Raw genomic sequence first — 17,460 nt, forward strand, 5'->3', positions numbered from 1 at the left:
TTTGGGGTGAAACTTTGAAAACGGTATTCTCTTACGCCAAGACGTACAAATGGCCGATCGCCATTGCACTCCTGCTGATGTTCGTGGAGCTGGCGGTCGAGCTGATCCAGCCGCTCGTCATCGGGAAGATCATCGATGACGGCATCATCCCCGGTGACACCGGAACGGTCTGGACATGGGGGGCCGTCATGATGGGACTGGCGCTTGCCGCGTTCCTGTCGGGGGTCACGAACTCATTTTTCGCGGCACATGCTGCACACAGTTTCGCTTTTGACCTGAGGGCCGCCATGTTCCGGAAAATCCAGTCATTCACGATGTCGACGTTCCTGCGCTTCCCGCAGTCCGGGCTCCTGACCCGGATGACGAGCGACATCACGATGACTTCAAACGTCCTTTATATGAGCCTCCGGATCATGCTCCGCGCTCCGCTTGCCGCGGCCGGCAGTTTGATCATGGCGTTTATCGTTAATCCGAAGCTCGCGCTGTTCCTGATGATCGGCGTTCCGTTCCTCGTCATCTTCCTCGTCTTCATGGTGAGGAAAGGGGTGGCGATGTTCGGGCGCGTACAGCGCCGCCTCGACCGGGTGAACCGGGTGGTGCAGGAGAACCTGCAGGCCGTGCGACTGGTGAAGGCCTACCTCCGCGGGGCCTATGAATCGTCCCGCTTCACGAAAGTGGCTGGGGCGCTCCGCTCGGATACGGTTTCGGCCGTCCGCCTGATGGAACTGATCCTGCCGGTGCTGTTGTTCGTCATGAACGTCAGCCTGCTTGCCGTTCTCTGGTTCGGCGCGCAGGAAGTCCGGGGAGGCGGTGCGGAAGTCGGCGAAGTGGTTGCGATTGTCAACTACGCGCTCAGGATGACCGGATCGTTTTCGATGTTTTCGTTTATCATCGTGGCGTATTCGAGGGCCAAGGCGTCCGCCGAGCGGATGGAAGAAGTGCTTCTTGCAGACGGCGGTACCGAAGAGGCGGAGCGGGGAAGCGGCAGGCAGCCGATCGGCGATCTGCGCTTCGAGAATGTGTCATTCACTTATGAGGGAGCGGACAAGGGCGTCCTTCACGACATCAGCTTCCATGTGAAGCCGGGCGAAAAGCTGGCCATCATGGGGGCCACGGGCTCCGGCAAATCAACACTCCTGAATCTTATACCGAGATTTTTCGAGCCCACATCCGGCAGGGTGCTGCTGGACGGCCGGGACATTCAGGAATGGCCGCTGAAGGACCTCCGGGATGCGATCGGCTATGTGCCGCAGCAGTCGATGCTATTTACCGGTTCGATCCATGAAAACCTGGGGTGGGGTGATTCTGAAGCGGGGCTGGACGAATTGGAGGAAGCCGCACGAAAAGCCCAGATCCATGACTCCGTCGAGCGCTTCCCGGACAAGTACGGAACGCGTGTCGGCCAGAAGGGGGTCAACCTGTCAGGCGGGCAGAAGCAGCGTTTGTCCATCGCACGGGCGCTTGTGCGCCATCCGTCGATCCTCATTCTGGATGACAGCACGTCTGCGCTCGATGTGAAGACGGAAAATGCCCTCTGGAAGGCGCTTGAGGGGGAGCGGGCGACGATGCTGGTCGTCACGCAGAAAGTCGGGACTGCTGCCGGGGCCGACCGGATTCTCCTGCTTGACGAGGGCCGGGTGTCCGGCTACGGGACGCATGAGGAACTTCTTGAGCAGTCGGTGCTTTACCGGCAGATCGTCGAATCACAGAGTGCGCATGCCGGGGAGGTGAACGGGGATGTTTGATTTCATCAGAAAGCCGTTCGGCTATGAGCCGATCCTTACGAAGGAAGACCTGAAGAAGCCAAAGGAGAAAAAAGGGGAGCGGCCGAACAATTCGAAGGATGTGCTCCTGCGCATATGGCGGCTTGTTGATGAGCAGCGTGCGCTCCTTATTGCGGTGCTTGTCCTTGTCGCCATCAGTTCGGGACTGTCGATCCTCGGGCCGTACCTGGTCGGACATATCGTCGACGAATACATTGTCGCCGGACGGTTCGGTGGATTCGGCCGGATGGTGGTGCTGCTGATTGCCGTCTATGCCGGCCTGTCCGTCGCGATGTACCTGCAGAGCTTCTGGATGATCGGCATTTCCCAGCGTGCGGTGTATAAGATGCGCACGGGCCTCTTTAGTCATTTCCAGCAGCTGCCGGTGAAGTTTTTTGACCGCAGGCAGCACGGCGAGCTGATGAGCCGGATGACAAACGATATCGAGAACGTCAGCCAGACGCTGAACAACTCGTTTATCCAGGTGTTTTCGAGCGTACTGACGCTTGTGGGTACGGTTGCCGTTATGCTGTCCCTCAGTCCTTTGCTTACCGTGCTCACGATGACAATCATTCCGCTCATGTTCGCCGCGGTCCGCTGGATCACGAAGCGGACAGGCCGGCTCTACAAAGCCCAGCAGCGCGCGGTCGGCGAGCTGAACGGCATGATCGAGGAATCGATTTCCGGGCAGCGCATCGTCAAGGCTTTCTCGCAGGAGGACAGGGTGATGGATGAGTTCACCGAGAAAAGCGAACGCCTCCGCCGGACCGGCTTCTGGGCGCTGACCTATGCGGGCTTCATCCCGAAAGTGATGAACTTCCTGAACAACGGGGCATTCGCGGTGGTTGCCGGCATCGGGGGGATCCTGGCGCTGACCGGCGACGGGCTCGTCACAATCGGGACAATTGTCATCTTCACTGAATATGCCCGCCAGTTCACCCGCCCGCTCAACGACCTCGCCAACCAGTTCAACACTGTCCTCTCCGCCATCGCGGGTGCGGAGCGCGTGTTTGCCATCATGGATGAGAAACCGGAGCGGGATGACGCGAAGGGGCATGCGGATACGGTACTCAAGGGGGAAGTGGAGTTCCGCAATGTCGCTTTCGGCTATGGCGAGGGTGACTATACCGTCGAAGAAGTGAGTTTCAGGGTGCGCCCGGGTGAGGCCGCCGCATTTGTCGGAGCGACCGGCGCCGGGAAGACGACCGTCATGCAGCTGCTTGCCCGCTTCTATGACGCAAACGAGGGCCAGATCCTGATCGACGGCATCCCGATCACCGAGCTGCCGAGAAAAACCCTCAGAAGCCAGACGGCATTTGTCCTGCAGGATCCGTTTCTGTTCGAGGCAAGCGTCATGGACAACATCCGGTACGGCCGCCTGGATGCGACGGATGAGGAAGTGATCGAGGCGGCAAAGGAAGCAAACGCGCACGACTTCATCATGAAGCTGGAGGACGGATACGAAACGGTGCTGTCCGCGGACGGCGGGGAGATCAGCCAGGGGCAGAAGCAGCTGCTTTCCATCGCCCGCGCGCTTGTCGCGGATCCGGTGCTGCTCTTGCTGGATGAGGCCACTTCCTCGATCGACACCGTCACCGAGATGAAGATCCAGGAAGCGCTCGAACGCCTGATGGAAGGCAGGACCAGCTTCATCATCGCCCACCGCCTGAACACAGTGAGAAAAGCCGACCTCATCTTCGTCATGCAGGATGGCCGCCTTGCCGAATCCGGCAAGCAGGAAGAACTGATCGGCAGCGGTGGCCTCTACGACCAGATGCTGAAAGGCGCGGAATTATAATTGAACCCGGAGCCGCGCCGGCTCCGGGTTCGTCTGGATGATACATGATGGAAGATCAATAAGAGGCCGTGAAAGATCAATAAGGGGTCACGAAAGATCAGAATCCTGCGGTGAAAGATCATCAACCAGCCCAGGACTTATCCCCCGAAATAACCGAAAAATCCGGAGAGGCGGGCCTCTCCGGAGTTTTCTTTATCTGACCATCGCTGCGGAGCCGGGTTTCTTTCTCGGGCGGAAGCCACCGAGGAGGATTTTGCCATATGGAACGAATTTCTCGAGCGCGACCGATACCAGAATCGGAAGGACGAGTCCGATTGCGGTAAATCCGATCAGACCATAGTTGAAGAAGTCGTTCAGCACAATGTCCGCGAAAATATGGAGGTACATGATCGAGATCGAATGCTTCTCGACAAACTGCAGCCATTTCAGCGGCATCCTCTTGGCAGCACGCTGGAACAGCCCGATGACAACGATTGTGCAGGAGACCGGAATGATCAGGTCAAGGAAGAAGTGGTCATACCGCAGGAACTTCATGCTGAGGTGGTAGTCGAACAGTCCCGCCGCATCCAGGGCGAGGCAGACGGCAACCGCAACGGCCGCCGCGCCAAGCCACTTGCTGCTGATCTCCATCCAGAATGTCTTCAGATAGTAGCCGATTGCGAAATACACGAGCGCCATGAGCGCGACATCGACGTTCCAGGGAAGGGGGATCTGCTGGGCGGATTCGACAACCCCGCCGTCCAGCACCCGCTGGGCGAACAGGCTCTCCGTGTGGGCAATGACATAAGAGATGGCAACGAGCCCGATCTGGACTTTCCGGCTGAAGTGGCGTGTCATGAAGGTGAACATCACGAACACCGCAAACAGTGCCGTCACAAACCAGAACACACCGTAAGCGCCCCGGACAAAGCGTCCGCCGACGACAAGCGTCCACAGGTCATTGAGGTACCATTGAATGTCGGTGTTGCCATAGCCCAGTTCCATCCCATATCGCATCGCGGTAATCAGGACAAGAAAGAACAGGTACGGGACAATCAGCTGCATAAATCGTTTTCGGATGGATTCTCCGGCTTCCGCACGGGTTTTCACTTCTTTGAAAAACAGCCCGCTCAACAGGAAAAAGGCCGGCATATGGAACCAGTAAATGTATTTGGACAGCGGGAAATCAAGTTCCCCGGGATAATGGCCGACAACGACAAGGATCATGAGAAACCCTTTCGTGACGTCGACCCAGGTCAGTCTCTTTTTTGCCATGGTGAAGACCTCCGTCTTGGTTTCTATCTCCGGATTAGTTGCCCCATTTCGGCAAATCTTAAACCTGCCGGGGGGTTACGGGCATCTTACACCCTGAAGCCCCGTTTGAAAAGATACAAAAATTGGCGGCCGGTCCCGAAATATGGGACGGCCGCCGCTGCGGATCACTTATTTTCTTGGATGTTCAGGTTTTGGCCATCCTCAAATTTAACTTCGAGTTCAAATTTCGTGTAGTCCTGAATCTCAAGGGCATTGAGGATTTTCTTCTTGGCTTCTTCTTCGGTCACGTTCTGGTCGAGCACGATCTCCTTGAACAGGGCATCCAGCTCATTCATTGCTTCATCCTGCTGGTTATCTTCGCCGTAATCCACACCTTCAAGCGTGTTTTCGTATTCCGCTTCAAACGTCCCGTCTTCCTTTGTTTCGTAGCTGGCATCCACCGCGTCTTTGCCGTCTACGTCAATTTCGAGGTCAAAGTCCTTGAAGCCGTAACCCTGTGTGGTTTCCTGCATTCCCTCGTTTTTGCCGCCGGAAGGGTTGTCGCCTGCTTCATCGCTTTCAATTGCTGTTTCGGTCGCATCACCGGTTTCTTCGGTGGTCGGCGCCTGATCGTCGTTGTCGCCGCCTGCCGCGTCGTCCATGGCATCGTTATTGCCTCCGCCGCATGCGCCAAGTGTAAGCACGGCGGCAAGCGCAGTCATTCCAAGAAGTTTGTGTTTCATGGGTGCACGTCCTTTCGGATACTCTGTTTGTCCTTTATCTTTCCTGTTCAGGCGGATTTTAAACCGCGGCCTGCATGGCAGGAGAGATTTGGATATGCCATAATCGATGAAAACAGGACGGGACGGAAAGGGAGGATCATTTTGGAAATTTTTGCGCATCGCGGCGCATCCGGCAGCCGGCCGGAAAATACGATCGCCGCATTCAGGGAAGCAGCTGGATTGCCGATTGCCGGAGTTGAATTCGATGTCCATCTGTCCGGGGACGGTGTGCCGGTCGTGATTCATGATGAGACGGTCGACCGGACCACAGACGGAAGCGGATACGTCAAGGACCTGACACTGGAAGAGCTGAAGCAGCTAAGCGCCGGATGCCGGTTTTCGGATGAATTCTCCGATGAGCGCATCCCGACCTTGCGGGAAGTGCTGGAACTGTTCCGGGACAAGCCCCACAGGCTGAATATCGAGCTGAAATCGGATGTGTTCCCCTATCCGGGCATGCGGGAGAAGGTCATTGCGATGGTACGGGAATTTGGGATCGGGGACCGCATCATTTTGTCGTCGTTCGACCATGTGACGCTGGCGGCGGCAAAGCGTGAAGCCCCGGACATCGAGACGGGAATGCTGTTTGTCGAAATTCTGGCCGATGCACGGTCAGCTGCATCCGGCATCGGAGCCGATGCCCTTCATCCTGCACTGCCGTTCTCGGTGCGGGAACCCGGCCGCCGGGCGGCCGCGGAAGGGGCAGTGCTGAGGGTGTTCACTGTTAACGAACCAGAACATGCGCTGATGGTCCGCGAGGCGGGCGCCCGGGCAATTTTCACGGATTACCCGGATAGGATGCTCAAATTATTCAAATAAAAACACAGGAACCGCCGGGTGCGGTTCCTGTGTTTTTTTGATCACCATGTGGCCCGGTGCTCTTCGCTGCATCCGAGCAGCTTGACGAGATGAAGATTTACGCCGGCATCAGGCAGGCGGATGCGCCCCCTGAAGTAGCCGACCATCTGGTGGACATCCGATCTGACAAGCTTTGCATCGGTCGCTGCGGTCCGCTCGAAAAACGGTGTGAAGGTCAGGTCGACTGAATCCGTGAATTTCGTCCGGATTTTCCATGTTTTCATATAGTTTTCCGGATCATAATCGAACAGCACATCTTCACTGATTTTGTACATCTTGCCGTCGACGAATACCGCGTTTTCAGTCATGCCGGTTCCGTCGGTCCATTGTCCGCCGAAGTTCAGCCCGATGCGGCGGCGTCCGTAGCGCTGGGAAGCCATTGCCCAGTTCCAGGCGGCCTTCCGGGGCCAGATGCCCCTGCCAAAGTCCAGGACGGCGAATGATTCCTCCCTGCCGATCCGGAAGCGCCGGTCGTCGATTGTGATGAACCCCTCGGTTGGCAGAAGGTGATGCTTTGCCGTGAACTGGTATTGGCTGCGATTCCACGGGACGACCACGTTCAGGGATTCTTCTCCTTCAGGATGTCCGATGTGCAGATCCGCATGGAGAAGTTCACCGTCAAAGTCGGGCACGGTGACGAGCAGGTGCGTCTTGCCTTTGAAGTGGATCATCTGGATATTCATCTCCGGATGGGTGAACGATACATTACCGAGCACCTCGTCGCCCATCCTGACATTGCGTCCCATCGGCACAGTGACCGTCTTCTCGAAAAACCGTTGGGTCTCGTAATGGAAGACGTACACGAAACAGGACGCGGCATAATCGAGGTGGGACACCGTTACGGAGAACAGCACGTCTTCCCCGTATACGCACCAGTAGTTCCAGCGTTTTTTGCGCATATAATTTTTTGCGAGATTGCCCGTGATAATCGGGTTCCTGGCGAAGCCGATCGCTTCAGGATTCAGTGTCCCGTCCGGGTTGGACAGCAGGACGGGCTCCGTCAATTCGCGTTCCTTGTGCTGCATGCGATCACCTCGAAAACGGCTATTGTCAGATTTGCGTTTTGCTGATATACTCTTCATTGTACCAGAGATACGGGGCATTAGCTCAATTGGGAGAGCGTTGCGCTGGCAGCGCAGAGGTCAGGGGTTCGAGCCCCCTATGCTCCATCATACGAAACCGCCGGAATTCCTTTACGGGATTCCGGCGGTTTTTTGCAATTGTAGACACATCCGGGGCTCTCACGGCCAATTTGAGGGCATTCGCCCCGGGATTGGAAGCACTCACCATGAATTCAGAGGCACTGGCACCGAATCCACCATCCGAAGCATAATACTTTCCGCCCGCCGCATACGTTGCAGGAGAGGGGGTGCGAAAGTTGGCGGTCTATGACCGGGAAGCGGCCGTTGCTTATGCAAATCGGTGGTGGAATGACTACAATCCCGCATATCCGAAGTTCGCGGTTGACTGTACGAACTATGTTTCCCAGTGCCTGAGGGCAGGCGGTGCGCCGATGTGGGGATCACCGAACCGGGAGCGGGGCTGGTGGATCGGGGGAGGCAACTGGAGCTTTAGCTGGAGTGTTTCCCATTCGCTCCGGTGGTACCTGGCGGGCTCTCAGCGCGGATTGAGGGCAAGGCGGGTCCAGTCGGCAGGGGAACTGGAGCCCGGTGATATCATTTCCTATGACTTCGAAGGGGACGGCGTCTTTAATCACACGACCATTGTGACGTCTAAGAGGGACGGCGTGCCGTATGTGAATGCCCATACGTACAATGTCCGTGACCGTCACTGGGCATACAAAGATTCCTATGCCTGGAGGCCGGATGCGACGTATATCTTCTGGAAGATCAATGACCGGTTTGATTAAGACGAACTGACGGCCCGGGGCATGTCCGCCCCCGGGCCGTCGGTTTTTATCGATGGGAATCCATCCGATCCCTTAATCAAAGTCATACCAGATGACGGCCATCGTGCCTTCGCCGGCATGGACGGCGAGGACGGAGCCGATGTCACCCGTCTTCACTTCTAGTCCGGGCATGGCGTCGAGCATCTGCTCCTTTAGCCGGGCCGCTTCCTTCGGACTGTCAGCGTGCATCAGGTGGATGGTGCGCCGGCCGTCATCATAGGCCGCCTTCACTTTGTCTACAAGGTAGCGGAACGCCTTTTTCTCGGAGCGGACTTTGTCGATCACCTCAAGTGTACCTTCAGAGGTAATCTGGATGATCGGCTTGATCTGAAGCATGCTGCCGAGATAGAACTGGACACTGCCCATCCGTCCGCCCTTATGCAGCTGGTTCAGCTGTCCGATATAGATATAGGAGCGGGTTTTCCCGATATGGACGGAAATGTCTTCGGCAATCTCATCCCGGCTTTTGCCCTGCTGCTCCAGTTCCATGGCGAGCCGCACAAGCCCGGTTGTGCCGTAGGAAAGCGATTTGCCGTCGAGGATGCGGACATCGAAGCCGCTCAGCTCCGCCCCTGAAACGGCGGAGGCATAGGTCCCGCTCAGTTCTGATGTCAGCATCACCGCTAGGCCCTGCTCGTATTCTTCTTTGAGGCGGTCGAACAGCTCGGCGAAACGGCCTGCGGACGGCTGCGACGTTTTCGGCAGCTCGGTCGATGTCCGGATCTTCTCATACAATTCTTCCGGCCGGATGCCGACGCCGTCTGCATACTCCTGGTCCCCGAAATGGACATTGAGCGGCACGACATACAGATCCGGGTGATTCGCGAGTTCATTTGAAATATGGGCAGTGCTGTCGACGATATAGGCAATCGGTTTTTTCTTCATCTCTCATCCCCCTGAATGCGCTGTCATTTTCTGAATACTATACCATACTGTGAAATGGAGAGGGCGGAGAAATAGAAAAAGCCTTATATTATAGTGAAATAATATAAGGCTTCTCCGTTTTTTATTATTAATCGAATAGTGTCTAATCACGTCGGATCGCTGCGCGGAAGTCTTCCCGATGGCGGACAAGAACGAGTCCGGCAGCCAGCAGAAGCGGCCATGAAGCAGGAAGCATGCCGGAGAACCAGAGTGCGGCTGTCCACGCAGCGAAGCCTCCGGGCATGGTCAGAGTCGCTGAACCGAGGGGCAGGAGGGCGGCGGCCGTACCAACTGCAAATCCTGCAAAGGCTGTGGGGGAAAAGGCCAGCGCCGCGCCGACAAAAGCGGAGACGCCCTTTCCTCCTTTTCCTCCGTACAAGGGAAAAATATGTCCGAATACAGCCAGCGCCCCGCCGGCGGCAATCAGCCATTCCGGTTGGACAAGATACCTGCCTGCCAGGACGGCAGCGGCGCCTTTCAGGGCATCTCCCGTGAACACTGTGAAAAATGCAGGGGCTCCCAACAATCTTCCGGCATTTCTCGCACCGGGATTCCCGCTTCCTTCTGAGGAAGGATCCGTGCCTAGCACACGGCCAAGAACCCGAGCCCAAAGAATAGAGCCCGCAGCCCAGCAGAAAGCAAGATAAAGAACGGCTTCCGGGCTTATGGCGTTCAACGGCATCCCTCCCCGGGGTCTGCTATAATCAGGGTGACTATTGGTAAGCGAAGGAGAATCGACATGAGCCAACAGCAGTTGAGTGTCAGGCAAGCGGTGATCGAGCGCCGCTCCATCAAGAATTTCAATGGTACCCCGGTCTCCCGTGAAGATGTCATGGAAGTCCTGTCCGATTCAAGGTTCGCCCCGAACCATGGCAAGCGTGAGCCATGGAGGTTTGTTGTCGGTGCAGGAGACAACTTATCCGATGTGCAGAGCCTGGTCAGGGAATACGCCATTCCAAACTGGCGCGAACTGACGGAAGACGCGCTTGAGCGCCAGTCGTCCAAGTTCACGAGTGCGGGAGCGATCGTCTTTGCAATCGTCCGCGAAGACATGCGCCAGAAGCAGCGGATCGAAGACCATATGGCCATTGCCGCCTTTCTTCAAAACGCCCAGCTCCTCGCGTGGGATAAGGGCATCGGCACATGCATCAAGACACCTGCCTGGCTGGATCAGCCAAATTTCCGCAAGGCGCTGGGCGCCGGGGACGGGGAGCGCGTGATCAGCATGCTGCACTTCGGGCATTCGGATACAATGCCGAAGGAATGGGACCACACGCCGATTGAAGAAAAAGTGACCTTTTACTCCGCTCCGGAAAGCGCAGACGACACTTCAAAGTAATAGTCGCCGATGACGCGCAGCCCCTTGTCGAAATTCTCAAGATGGAAGTGCTCGTTCGGCGCATGGAAATTCTCGGACGACAGTCCGAAGCCCATGAGGACGACCGGGAGGCCGAGAATCTCATCAAACGCGGCCACGATCGGAATCGAGCCGCCGCCGCGCGTATAGGCGGTCGGGACTTGGTAAACACGCTCATACGACTTGCCGGCGGCCTGGATGGCCGGGTGGTCGTAAGGGGTGAGGAACGGCTTGCCCTTGTCGAATTCGGTGATATTCACCGTCACGCCGGCCGGCTTGTTTTTCTCGATATGGCTGCGCAGTTTTTGGACGATGTCATCCGGGTCCTGATCCGGTACGAGGCGGCAGGTGATTTTCGCGCCTGCTTGGGCCGGAAGGACGGTCTTGATCCCTTCGCCGGAGAACCCGCCGAACACGCCATTGATCTCGAGCGTCGGGCGCGTCCAAGTGCGCTCCAGATGCGAATAGCCCGGTTCACCGAAGAGCTCGCTGACGCCGAGCTCTTTTTTCAATGCTTCCTCGTCAAAGCCCAGCTTCCCGTATTCTCCTCGCTCCTCTTCTGTTGCCGGGCGAACGTCATCGTAAAAGCCGTCAACGGTAATTGTGCCTTCCTTGTCGCGGAAAGAGGCGAGCAGTTCGACCAGCGCGTGGATGGCATTCTGGACACCGCCGCCGTACAGGCCGGAGTGGAGGTCGCCCCTGGCTCCCTTCACGTCGATCTGGACGCCGGCAAGGCCGCGGAGGCCGTAGCAGACTGCCGGCTGGCCCGGTCCCTGCATGCCCGTATCGGAGATGACGATCACGTCTGCCGCAAGCTTGTCCTTGTTCTCTTCCACATAGGCCGGAAGGTTCGGGCTGCCGATCTCTTCCTCGCCCTCAATGCAGAATTTCACATTCACGGGGAGTTTGCCGTGTGTCTTGAACAGGGCCTCGACGGCCTTTACATGCATGAACACCTGGCCTTTGTCATCGCTGGCCCCGCGCGCGTACAGTTTGTTGTCACGGACTTCCGGCTCAAACGGAGCACTGTCCCAAAGCTCCAGCGGGTCGACCGGCTGGACATCATAATGGCCATAGATGAGAAGGGTCGGCTGGCCTTCCGCATGCAGCCAGTCTGCGTAGACGACCGGCTGGCCGGAGGTTTCATCGATTGAGATGTTTTCAAGTCCCGCAGCCTTGAGCGATCCGGCAAGCCATTCCGCGGCTTTCCTCATATCGCCTTTGTGCCCGGAGAGCGAGCTGATGCTCGGGATGCTCAGGAAGTCATTCAGCTCGGCAAGATGCGCTTCGCGGTGTTCGCTGAAATGGCGGTCAAGTTCCTTCAGATGATCCATCAATTTATCCCTCTTTCCACGTTGGTTTTCGTGAATAAGTATACCAGAAACAGAGAAAGCGGATTCAAATGGGCGTGGCCGGGGAAGTGTTTATGGTATGATGGTCAATAAGGTTTTTGAATTCCGTGTAAATTAGTTTCTTCAGGGGGAATGGCTTTTGTTTATCGTCTTGGGAATCCTGCTCTTCCTGTCCTTTTTCTTCTCGGGCAGCGAAACGGCACTTACCGCCACGAACAGGATGAAGGTGCAGCTGCGTGCTGACCAGGGAGACAGGAAATCTGAGAAACTGCTGAAACTCATCAGCAAGCCCGATCGGATGATTACGTCGATCCTGATCGGGAATAATATCGTGAATATCCTCTTGCCGACCCTCCTTACGGCGATCGCAATTGACAAGGGCTGGCAGGTCGGGCTGGCGACAACGATTCTGACAATCACCCTTATCATCTTCGGTGAAGTGCTGCCGAAGACGATTGCGGCAACGTTCTCTGAAAAGGTCGCCTATCTGGTCTTTCCGATCATCCGGTTCCTGGTCATCATTCTTTCGCCGCTGACGTATCTGCTGTCGCTGTTCACGAATGTCTTTATCCGCATCATTTCGCGGGGAACGGTGACGGAAGCGACGCTGACGAAGGAAGATCTCCGGTCGATGGTTGATATCGCGTCTACTGAAGGGACTTTTGAGGAAGAGGAATCTATCCGCCTCAAGGGCGTGATGGACTTTCCCGAAAAAGATGTGTCCGATGTGATGTCGGCTCACCGGACGGAAATTGTCGGTGTGCCACTTGATGCGACTTATGAATATGTTCGGGATACCCTCCTTGAACACTGGTACACGCGTTATCCGGTGTATGAGGACAATATGGATACCATCGTCGGCGTGTTTTACTCCAAGCAGCTGATCGAGTGGTCAATGGCGCCTGAATCGACGATCGAGGACTATATGGACCGTGAACCGATGTTTGTTGTCGAGACGCTCAGTGTCGAGCGGGTATTCAAGATGATGCTGGCGAAAAAGAAGCATATCGCGATCGTCCTCGACGAATACGGCGGCACCCTCGGCATCGTCACGCACGAAGATATCATTGAAGAAATGATCGGCCAGGACATTGAAGACGAGACCGACCAGCAGGACGAGGTGCTCGTCTATGAAATGACGGATACCCGCCTGGAGTGCTCGGGACGTCTTGAGATGGATGACGTGATGGAATCCTTCCGTTCCGAGATGCCGGACGAGCATGAGACGGTCGGCGGATTCGTCCTCCAGCAGCTCGGTCACGTCCCGGAACCGGGCGACCAGTTTACTTATGGCAACCTGGACGTTATGATCGAGGAGATGGACCGCAACCGCATCACCCGCATGCTGATCACCAAACGGGAGCAGGAAGAAGGGGAAGAAGCGGCAACGTCCGAAGAAGAATAAGAAGAAATCAGCAAAACAAAAACGCAGGCAACAGCCTGCGTTGGGGCGCTTCCTGTAAGGAGGCGCTTTTTTTTATTGTTTCCTGACCGCTGCGTCCGGCATACAGCGCCCGGCAACCAGCAAACTTTACACTTTCCTCTGCGATAAAACAACATCGGTTCGTTCCTCACCGTTTTTCCTTTATCTCATTGCGAAGTACTCCAGTTTGTACGTTGCTAAGCGGGCGCTTGCGCTTTTGCTACGTCAGCTCCAGCGCCCAGCAACTGGCAAACTTCGCACTTCTCCACTGCGATCAGTCAACATCGGTTCGTTCCTCACCGTGTTTCCTTTATCTCATTACGAAGTACTCCAGTTTGTACGTTGCTGAACGGGCGCTTGCGCTTTTGGATAACCTTTCCCCGTTTCTTACATCTTTGTAATGGACCTGAAAGAGAATCCGATGGAGGGCAAGGTTTCTCTATAGGACAATAAGGTTAACAAAGAACAGTACGAACGGGAGGGATCGGCCATGGCCGGTCGTAACATCGAAACCATCTACGAAGAATATGAACGATTCATTTATCACCTGTGCCTGAAGCTCACAAGGAACAAGGACGAGGCGGAAGACCTCATGCAGGACGTCTGGCTGAAAGTCGTCCGCAACGAAAAGTCGCTCGAGGGCGTCGACCACGTCAAGGCATGGCTGACAACGATCTGCATGAACACGTTCCGTGACCGTTACCGCAAGACGGTCCGACGGAGCCAGCATGTCATGGAGCAGCCGGAAACGCTCGACGTGCCGATCCTCGATCTCGTGCCGTGCGGGGAGCCGACTGCGGACGATCTGCTCGAGCGTGATGATATCCGCCACATCGTCCAGTCGAAGCTGGATGAGCTGGATGGCATCTACCGCAAAACCGTGCTTTATTTCTATGTGAACCAATACTCGCTCAACGAAATCGCCGAGCTTATGAAAGTGTCGATCGGGACGGTCAAATCCCGGCTTTTCCGCGCCAAGCAGCGCCTGAAGGAAATGATGCTTCTCGACGAGCAGGCGGAAGGCTATGTCACAGCCGGCTAAGATAATCACTAGGACGGCGGTCCGGGCAAAAAGTTGCCCGGACCGTTGTTATTTTTGCAGCCTCTTTCATAAAAGAACAGGGGCTTTTTCGCATCCCGCGTTTTCCGATGCAGTTGAAAGGGGAATGGAAGGGGGACCAAAGGGGGTACGCGCATGGACAGGAAGAAAATAAAAGAATGGAGCATGAGGCGAAGGGTTCTGACGATCATCGCCTGCCTGTTTGTGCTCGTTTATATCGGTATCGTTCTCTACCATACATACAAGCCGCTCCCAGAGGGCATCTCCCACGACGGGACGCTATACCGGACGGACAATGTGGAGATGCTTACCGACCTGACCTTTTCGCAGGACCGGTCAAAGGATGGCATGCAACACGAACTTCAGATTTTTGATGAAGTGTTTTCGATGATCGATCGTGCCGAAGAGTTCGTTGTGGCTGACTTTTTCCTCTACAACGGCTTTTACGATGAAAAGGAAGACTTCCCGGAGCTTGCCCGCACGCTGACCGACCGGCTTGCGGAGAAAAAAGAGGAAAACCCCGACATGCCGGTCATCCTCATTACCGATCCCGTCAACAACGGGTACGGTTCGTATAAATCCGAGGAAATCAGGCGCCTGGAGGAAGCGGGCGTCGAAGTTGTGGTGACTGCCCTCGATCCGCTCAGGGATTCCACGCCGGTCTATTCGGGCATCTACCGGATCCTCTTCCAGTGGTGGGGAGAGGAAGGAAAAGGATGGCTGCCGAATCCGATGGCTGAAGACGCTCCGGAAATGACGGTCCGTTCCTATCTGAAGCTGCTGAATGTCAAGGCCAACCACCGCAAAGTCGTTGCCACTGAAGAAGGGGTTCTTGTGAATTCCGGCAACCCGCATGATGCGAGCGGCTGGCACGGCAATGTCGCGTTCAAGGCGGACGGCCCCGTGATCAATGATGTCCTCAAAGCGGAAGAAGCGGTCTCCCGCTATTCGGGCGGCCCTGAAGAGTTCCCGAGGACGGAAGGTGAAGAAAACCCTGACGGCCAGTACGGCGTACAGTATCTCACGGAGCGGCCGATCCTCGATCACCTTCTAGAGGACATCGGAAAGGCAGGGGAAGGGGATGAGGTATGGCTCGGCATGTTTTATCTGGCCAAGCGGGACGTTTTGTCTGCCCTCGTCGAAGCCGCTGAGCGGGGTGCCCGTGTCAGGATCATCCTTGACCCGAACGAGAATGCTTTCGGGAACAAAAAGACCGGATTGCCGAACATGCCGGTCGCGGAAGAGCTGATCGAGGATTCGGAAGGCCGGATCGAAATCCGCTTCTATAATGCCGTCATCGGGCAATACCATACCAAACTGGTCTACGTGAAGGACGGCGGCGAAACCTATATCTCGAGCGGCGCCGCCAACATGACGGAGCGCGCGCTGGATGATTACAACCTCGAATCCAATCTGCGCATCGAGGCACCGGCAGACAGCCCGCTTGCGAAAAAGCTGGATGCTTATTTCAAGCGGCTCTGGGACAATGAAGATGCCCTCTATACGCTGGAGGCCGAGGAAAAGCTGGACGGCTTCTCCCAGGCACAGCGGGTCGTCTACGGCCTTCAGAAACTTCTGAAGCTGACCACTTACTGATCCGAAAAAAACAAAAGCGGCCTCCGCACCCGGTTAGTGGTGCGAAGGCCGTCTTCGTATGCTCAGTCAAGCGCATCCAACTGCCGGTTCAATTCCGACAGCCTTGCTTCCATGTCCGCAAGCCGCTGTTCCGCTTTTTGGACCTGGGCCTCGTGGCCTGTCGACTCGAGTTTCTCGATGTCGCCCTGCAGGCTGATGTAGTCCATCTTCAGTTCTGCAATTTCCGCTTCGAGGGAACGTTTGTCCATCATGAACGCCTCCTTGTCGCGGACATTGTACCATAACCGGGGCGGCGGCGTATCCCTGCAGGGAAGGAAACAAGTCAAGGCCCCGATTGGAAAATCAGTGTTTCCCGGCCTTCCTGCGAGGCGGGTATTCCAGGTAGTAGTGAACGGCTTCGCTCACCATGTCGAGCCCGTCCTCGACGTTGAGCGCGGCCTGTCTTTCAATTGCGCGTTTTCTGCGGGGTTCGTGCAGAAGAAGCTCCATCACCGCATTCAGCAGCATCGACTGTTTGACTTTGCGACCGAGCCCGAGCGGAATAAAGCCGTTTTCCTCGTTCGGAAGTGCATGTCCCAGCTCTTCTTCATCCTGTGCGAGGACGATGCATGGGATGCTCAGGAAAGCGACATCGTAAGGGATGTATCCGGAAGAGCAGATGACAATATCGGCGGATGCGAGTTCCCTGCCATAGTCATAGGGCACCCTTTTGACGGTCACATTGCGGCGGCCGAGAGCCATCATCATAAGCGGGTCGTCCGGATGGGAGTAGGCTTCCCCGAGCAGAACGGTCACCTTCAGCGGAATGTGGAGCTGTGTCAGATGCCGGAGCGTCCGGTGAGAGAGGTTGGCCGGATCGGTTGGGCCATGGGCGACGACAATATGCGGCAGGTCGCCGGGAGGCCGCTTGCCGAGCCCGACGCGGCGGTGACGGATCAGGCTCGGATCAGCGATAAATCCCGCCTGGCCCGTCACCACATTGCGCGGGACGGGGCCCCGGATTTCTCCGCCGAAAGTGCGGAAGACAAGATCGGCCGCCGTTTCGCCTTCGCCGCTGTCATCAAAATGGATGATCGCGGGAATCATATCCCTGAGCGCATCAAGTTCCCCCGGTTCTGAGCGGCCGTCCCTCAGGAGGATGTCCGGCCGCAATTCTTCCGCCGCTTTCCTGAGCCCGTCCTTTCCCCGGATCCGGACGACCCGGAAGCCCGCCTCCTCGATGTGGGAGAGCGGGCGCTCCGAAAGGAAGATCACTTCAATATCGGTAAGCGACTGCGCGATGCGCATCGCGCGCCGTGTCCGGTAGGCGGAGGGGATATCGATTGCCGTGCAGTAAAATACCGCTTTCTTTTTCGGTTGTCCGGTCAAGGCCTTCACCCTTTCTGGCTGCAATATCGGTTCCTGT

General features: G+C 56.4%; 16 protein-coding genes and 1 tRNA gene. 9 read left to right on the top strand and 8 right to left on the bottom strand.

Features of this window, described 5'->3' with window-relative positions; all coding sequences use genetic code 11:
• Nucleotides 1-14: 14 nt before the first annotated feature.
• Both C772_RS00645 and C772_RS00650 read left to right on the top strand, forming a co-directional pair.
• Complete coding sequence (locus tag C772_RS00645; protein WP_035001076.1) at nt 15-1,745, top strand: ABC transporter ATP-binding protein; 1,731 nt, start codon at nt 15-17, stop codon at nt 1,743-1,745.
• Nucleotides 1,738-3,561, top strand: a complete 1,824-nt coding sequence (locus tag C772_RS00650; protein WP_008296547.1) for an ABC transporter ATP-binding protein — start codon at nt 1,738-1,740, stop codon at nt 3,559-3,561. Before C772_RS00645 ends, C772_RS00650 begins: the two co-directional genes overlap by 8 nt.
• A 192-nt stretch (nt 3,562-3,753) precedes the next feature.
• Here C772_RS00650 and C772_RS00655 read toward each other — a convergent pair whose 3' ends face one another.
• Both C772_RS00655 and C772_RS00660 read right to left on the bottom strand, forming a co-directional pair.
• Nucleotides 3,754-4,815 (bottom strand): acyltransferase family protein, encoded by a 1,062-nt coding sequence (locus tag C772_RS00655; RefSeq protein WP_008296549.1) that lies wholly within the window; start codon nt 4,813-4,815, stop codon nt 3,754-3,756.
• Between the two features lie 164 nt (nt 4,816-4,979).
• Nucleotides 4,980-5,537: a YusW family protein gene (locus tag C772_RS00660; protein WP_008296551.1), complete on the bottom strand. Its 558-nt coding sequence runs from the start codon at nt 5,535-5,537 to the stop codon at nt 4,980-4,982.
• A 141-nt stretch (nt 5,538-5,678) separates the two neighbouring features.
• On the opposite strand from C772_RS00660, the gene C772_RS00665 reads away from it, so the two are divergent.
• Complete coding sequence (locus C772_RS00665; protein WP_008296553.1) at nt 5,679-6,395, top strand: glycerophosphodiester phosphodiesterase; 717 nt, start codon at nt 5,679-5,681, stop codon at nt 6,393-6,395.
• 41 nt (nt 6,396-6,436) lie between these two features.
• Here C772_RS00665 and C772_RS00670 read toward each other — a convergent pair whose 3' ends face one another.
• Entirely contained in the window at nt 6,437-7,459 is a 1,023-nt protein-coding gene (locus C772_RS00670; RefSeq protein WP_008296554.1) for a DUF2804 domain-containing protein, read from the bottom strand.
• A 71-nt stretch (nt 7,460-7,530) separates the two neighbouring features.
• On the opposite strand from C772_RS00670, the gene C772_RS00675 reads away from it, so the two are divergent.
• A tRNA-Ala gene (locus C772_RS00675) sits at nt 7,531-7,603 on the top strand.
• 200 nt (nt 7,604-7,803) lie between these two features.
• Nucleotides 7,804-8,304, top strand: a complete 501-nt coding sequence (locus C772_RS00680) for an amidase domain-containing protein (RefSeq protein WP_152419657.1) — start codon at nt 7,804-7,806, stop codon at nt 8,302-8,304.
• A gap of 72 nt (nt 8,305-8,376) precedes the next feature.
• On the opposite strand, the gene C772_RS00685 is transcribed toward C772_RS00680, so the two are convergent.
• Together C772_RS00685 and C772_RS00690 are read right to left on the bottom strand one after the other, a co-directional pair.
• A complete protein-coding gene (locus tag C772_RS00685; protein ID WP_008296556.1) occupies nt 8,377-9,228 on the bottom strand; it encodes a DegV family protein in 852 nt (283 codons plus the stop codon).
• A 142-nt stretch (nt 9,229-9,370) separates the two neighbouring features.
• Nucleotides 9,371-9,943 (bottom strand): glycerol-3-phosphate acyltransferase, encoded by a 573-nt coding sequence (locus C772_RS00690; protein ID WP_008296557.1) that lies wholly within the window; start codon nt 9,941-9,943, stop codon nt 9,371-9,373.
• Between the two features lie 63 nt (nt 9,944-10,006).
• Here C772_RS00690 and C772_RS00695 point away from each other — a divergent pair, with 63 nt between their 5' ends.
• On the top strand, nt 10,007-10,606 hold the full coding sequence (locus tag C772_RS00695; RefSeq protein WP_008296558.1) for a nitroreductase family protein: 600 nt from the start codon (nt 10,007-10,009) through the stop codon (nt 10,604-10,606).
• Here the strand turns inward: C772_RS00695 and C772_RS00700 are convergent.
• Nucleotides 10,567-11,958 (bottom strand): dipeptidase, encoded by a 1,392-nt coding sequence (locus C772_RS00700; protein ID WP_008296559.1) that lies wholly within the window; start codon nt 11,956-11,958, stop codon nt 10,567-10,569. The two genes, C772_RS00695 and C772_RS00700, sit on opposite strands and share 40 nt — an antisense overlap.
• A gap of 157 nt (nt 11,959-12,115) precedes the next feature.
• Here C772_RS00700 and C772_RS00705 point away from each other — a divergent pair, with 157 nt between their 5' ends.
• From C772_RS00705 to C772_RS00715, 3 genes are all read left to right on the top strand, one after another.
• Complete coding sequence (locus tag C772_RS00705; RefSeq protein WP_008296560.1) at nt 12,116-13,381, top strand: hemolysin family protein; 1,266 nt, start codon at nt 12,116-12,118, stop codon at nt 13,379-13,381.
• 508 nt (nt 13,382-13,889) lie between these two features.
• Nucleotides 13,890-14,441 carry an RNA polymerase sigma factor gene (locus C772_RS00710; protein WP_008296562.1) on the top strand — a complete coding sequence of 184 codons (552 nt, stop codon included), beginning with the start codon at nt 13,890-13,892 and terminating at the stop codon, nt 14,439-14,441.
• A gap of 153 nt (nt 14,442-14,594) precedes the next feature.
• Nucleotides 14,595-16,055, top strand: a complete 1,461-nt coding sequence (locus C772_RS00715) for a phospholipase D family protein (RefSeq protein WP_008296564.1) — start codon at nt 14,595-14,597, stop codon at nt 16,053-16,055.
• A gap of 62 nt (nt 16,056-16,117) precedes the next feature.
• On the opposite strand, the gene C772_RS00720 is transcribed toward C772_RS00715, so the two are convergent.
• Together C772_RS00720 and C772_RS00725 are read right to left on the bottom strand one after the other, a co-directional pair.
• Nucleotides 16,118-16,303 carry an SE1832 family protein gene (locus C772_RS00720; RefSeq protein ID WP_035000982.1) on the bottom strand — a complete coding sequence of 62 codons (186 nt, stop codon included), beginning with the start codon at nt 16,301-16,303 and terminating at the stop codon, nt 16,118-16,120.
• A 94-nt stretch (nt 16,304-16,397) separates the two neighbouring features.
• Nucleotides 16,398-17,423 carry a hypothetical protein gene (locus tag C772_RS00725; protein WP_051059373.1) on the bottom strand — a complete coding sequence of 342 codons (1,026 nt, stop codon included), beginning with the start codon at nt 17,421-17,423 and terminating at the stop codon, nt 16,398-16,400.
• Nucleotides 17,424-17,460: the final 37 nt, after the last annotated feature.

Source organism: Bhargavaea cecembensis DSE10, assembly GCF_000348905.1.
Taxonomy (GTDB): Bacteria; Bacillota; Bacilli; order Bacillales_A; family Planococcaceae; genus Bhargavaea; species Bhargavaea cecembensis.

Excerpts from the sequence above, each read along its gene's own strand:
- C772_RS00650 (WP_008296547.1), top strand. The coding sequence starts at position 1,738 with ATGTTTGATTTCATCAGAAAGCCGTTCGGCTATGAGCCGATCCTTACG.
- C772_RS00655 (WP_008296549.1), bottom strand. The coding sequence starts at position 4,815 with ATGGCAAAAAAGAGACTGACCTGGGTCGACGTCACGAAAGGGTTTCTC.
- C772_RS00660 (WP_008296551.1), bottom strand. The coding sequence starts at position 5,537 with ATGAAACACAAACTTCTTGGAATGACTGCGCTTGCCGCCGTGCTTACA.
- C772_RS00670 (WP_008296554.1), bottom strand. The coding sequence starts at position 7,459 with ATGCAGCACAAGGAACGCGAATTGACGGAGCCCGTCCTGCTGTCCAAC.
- C772_RS00685 (WP_008296556.1), bottom strand. The coding sequence starts at position 9,228 with ATGAAGAAAAAACCGATTGCCTATATCGTCGACAGCACTGCCCATATT.
- C772_RS00695 (WP_008296558.1), top strand. The coding sequence starts at position 10,007 with ATGAGCCAACAGCAGTTGAGTGTCAGGCAAGCGGTGATCGAGCGCCGC.
- C772_RS00700 (WP_008296559.1), bottom strand. The coding sequence starts at position 11,958 with ATGGATCATCTGAAGGAACTTGACCGCCATTTCAGCGAACACCGCGAA.
- C772_RS00710 (WP_008296562.1), top strand. The coding sequence starts at position 13,890 with ATGGCCGGTCGTAACATCGAAACCATCTACGAAGAATATGAACGATTC.
- C772_RS00715 (WP_008296564.1), top strand. The coding sequence starts at position 14,595 with ATGGACAGGAAGAAAATAAAAGAATGGAGCATGAGGCGAAGGGTTCTG.
- C772_RS00720 (WP_035000982.1), bottom strand. The coding sequence starts at position 16,303 with ATGGACAAACGTTCCCTCGAAGCGGAAATTGCAGAACTGAAGATGGAC.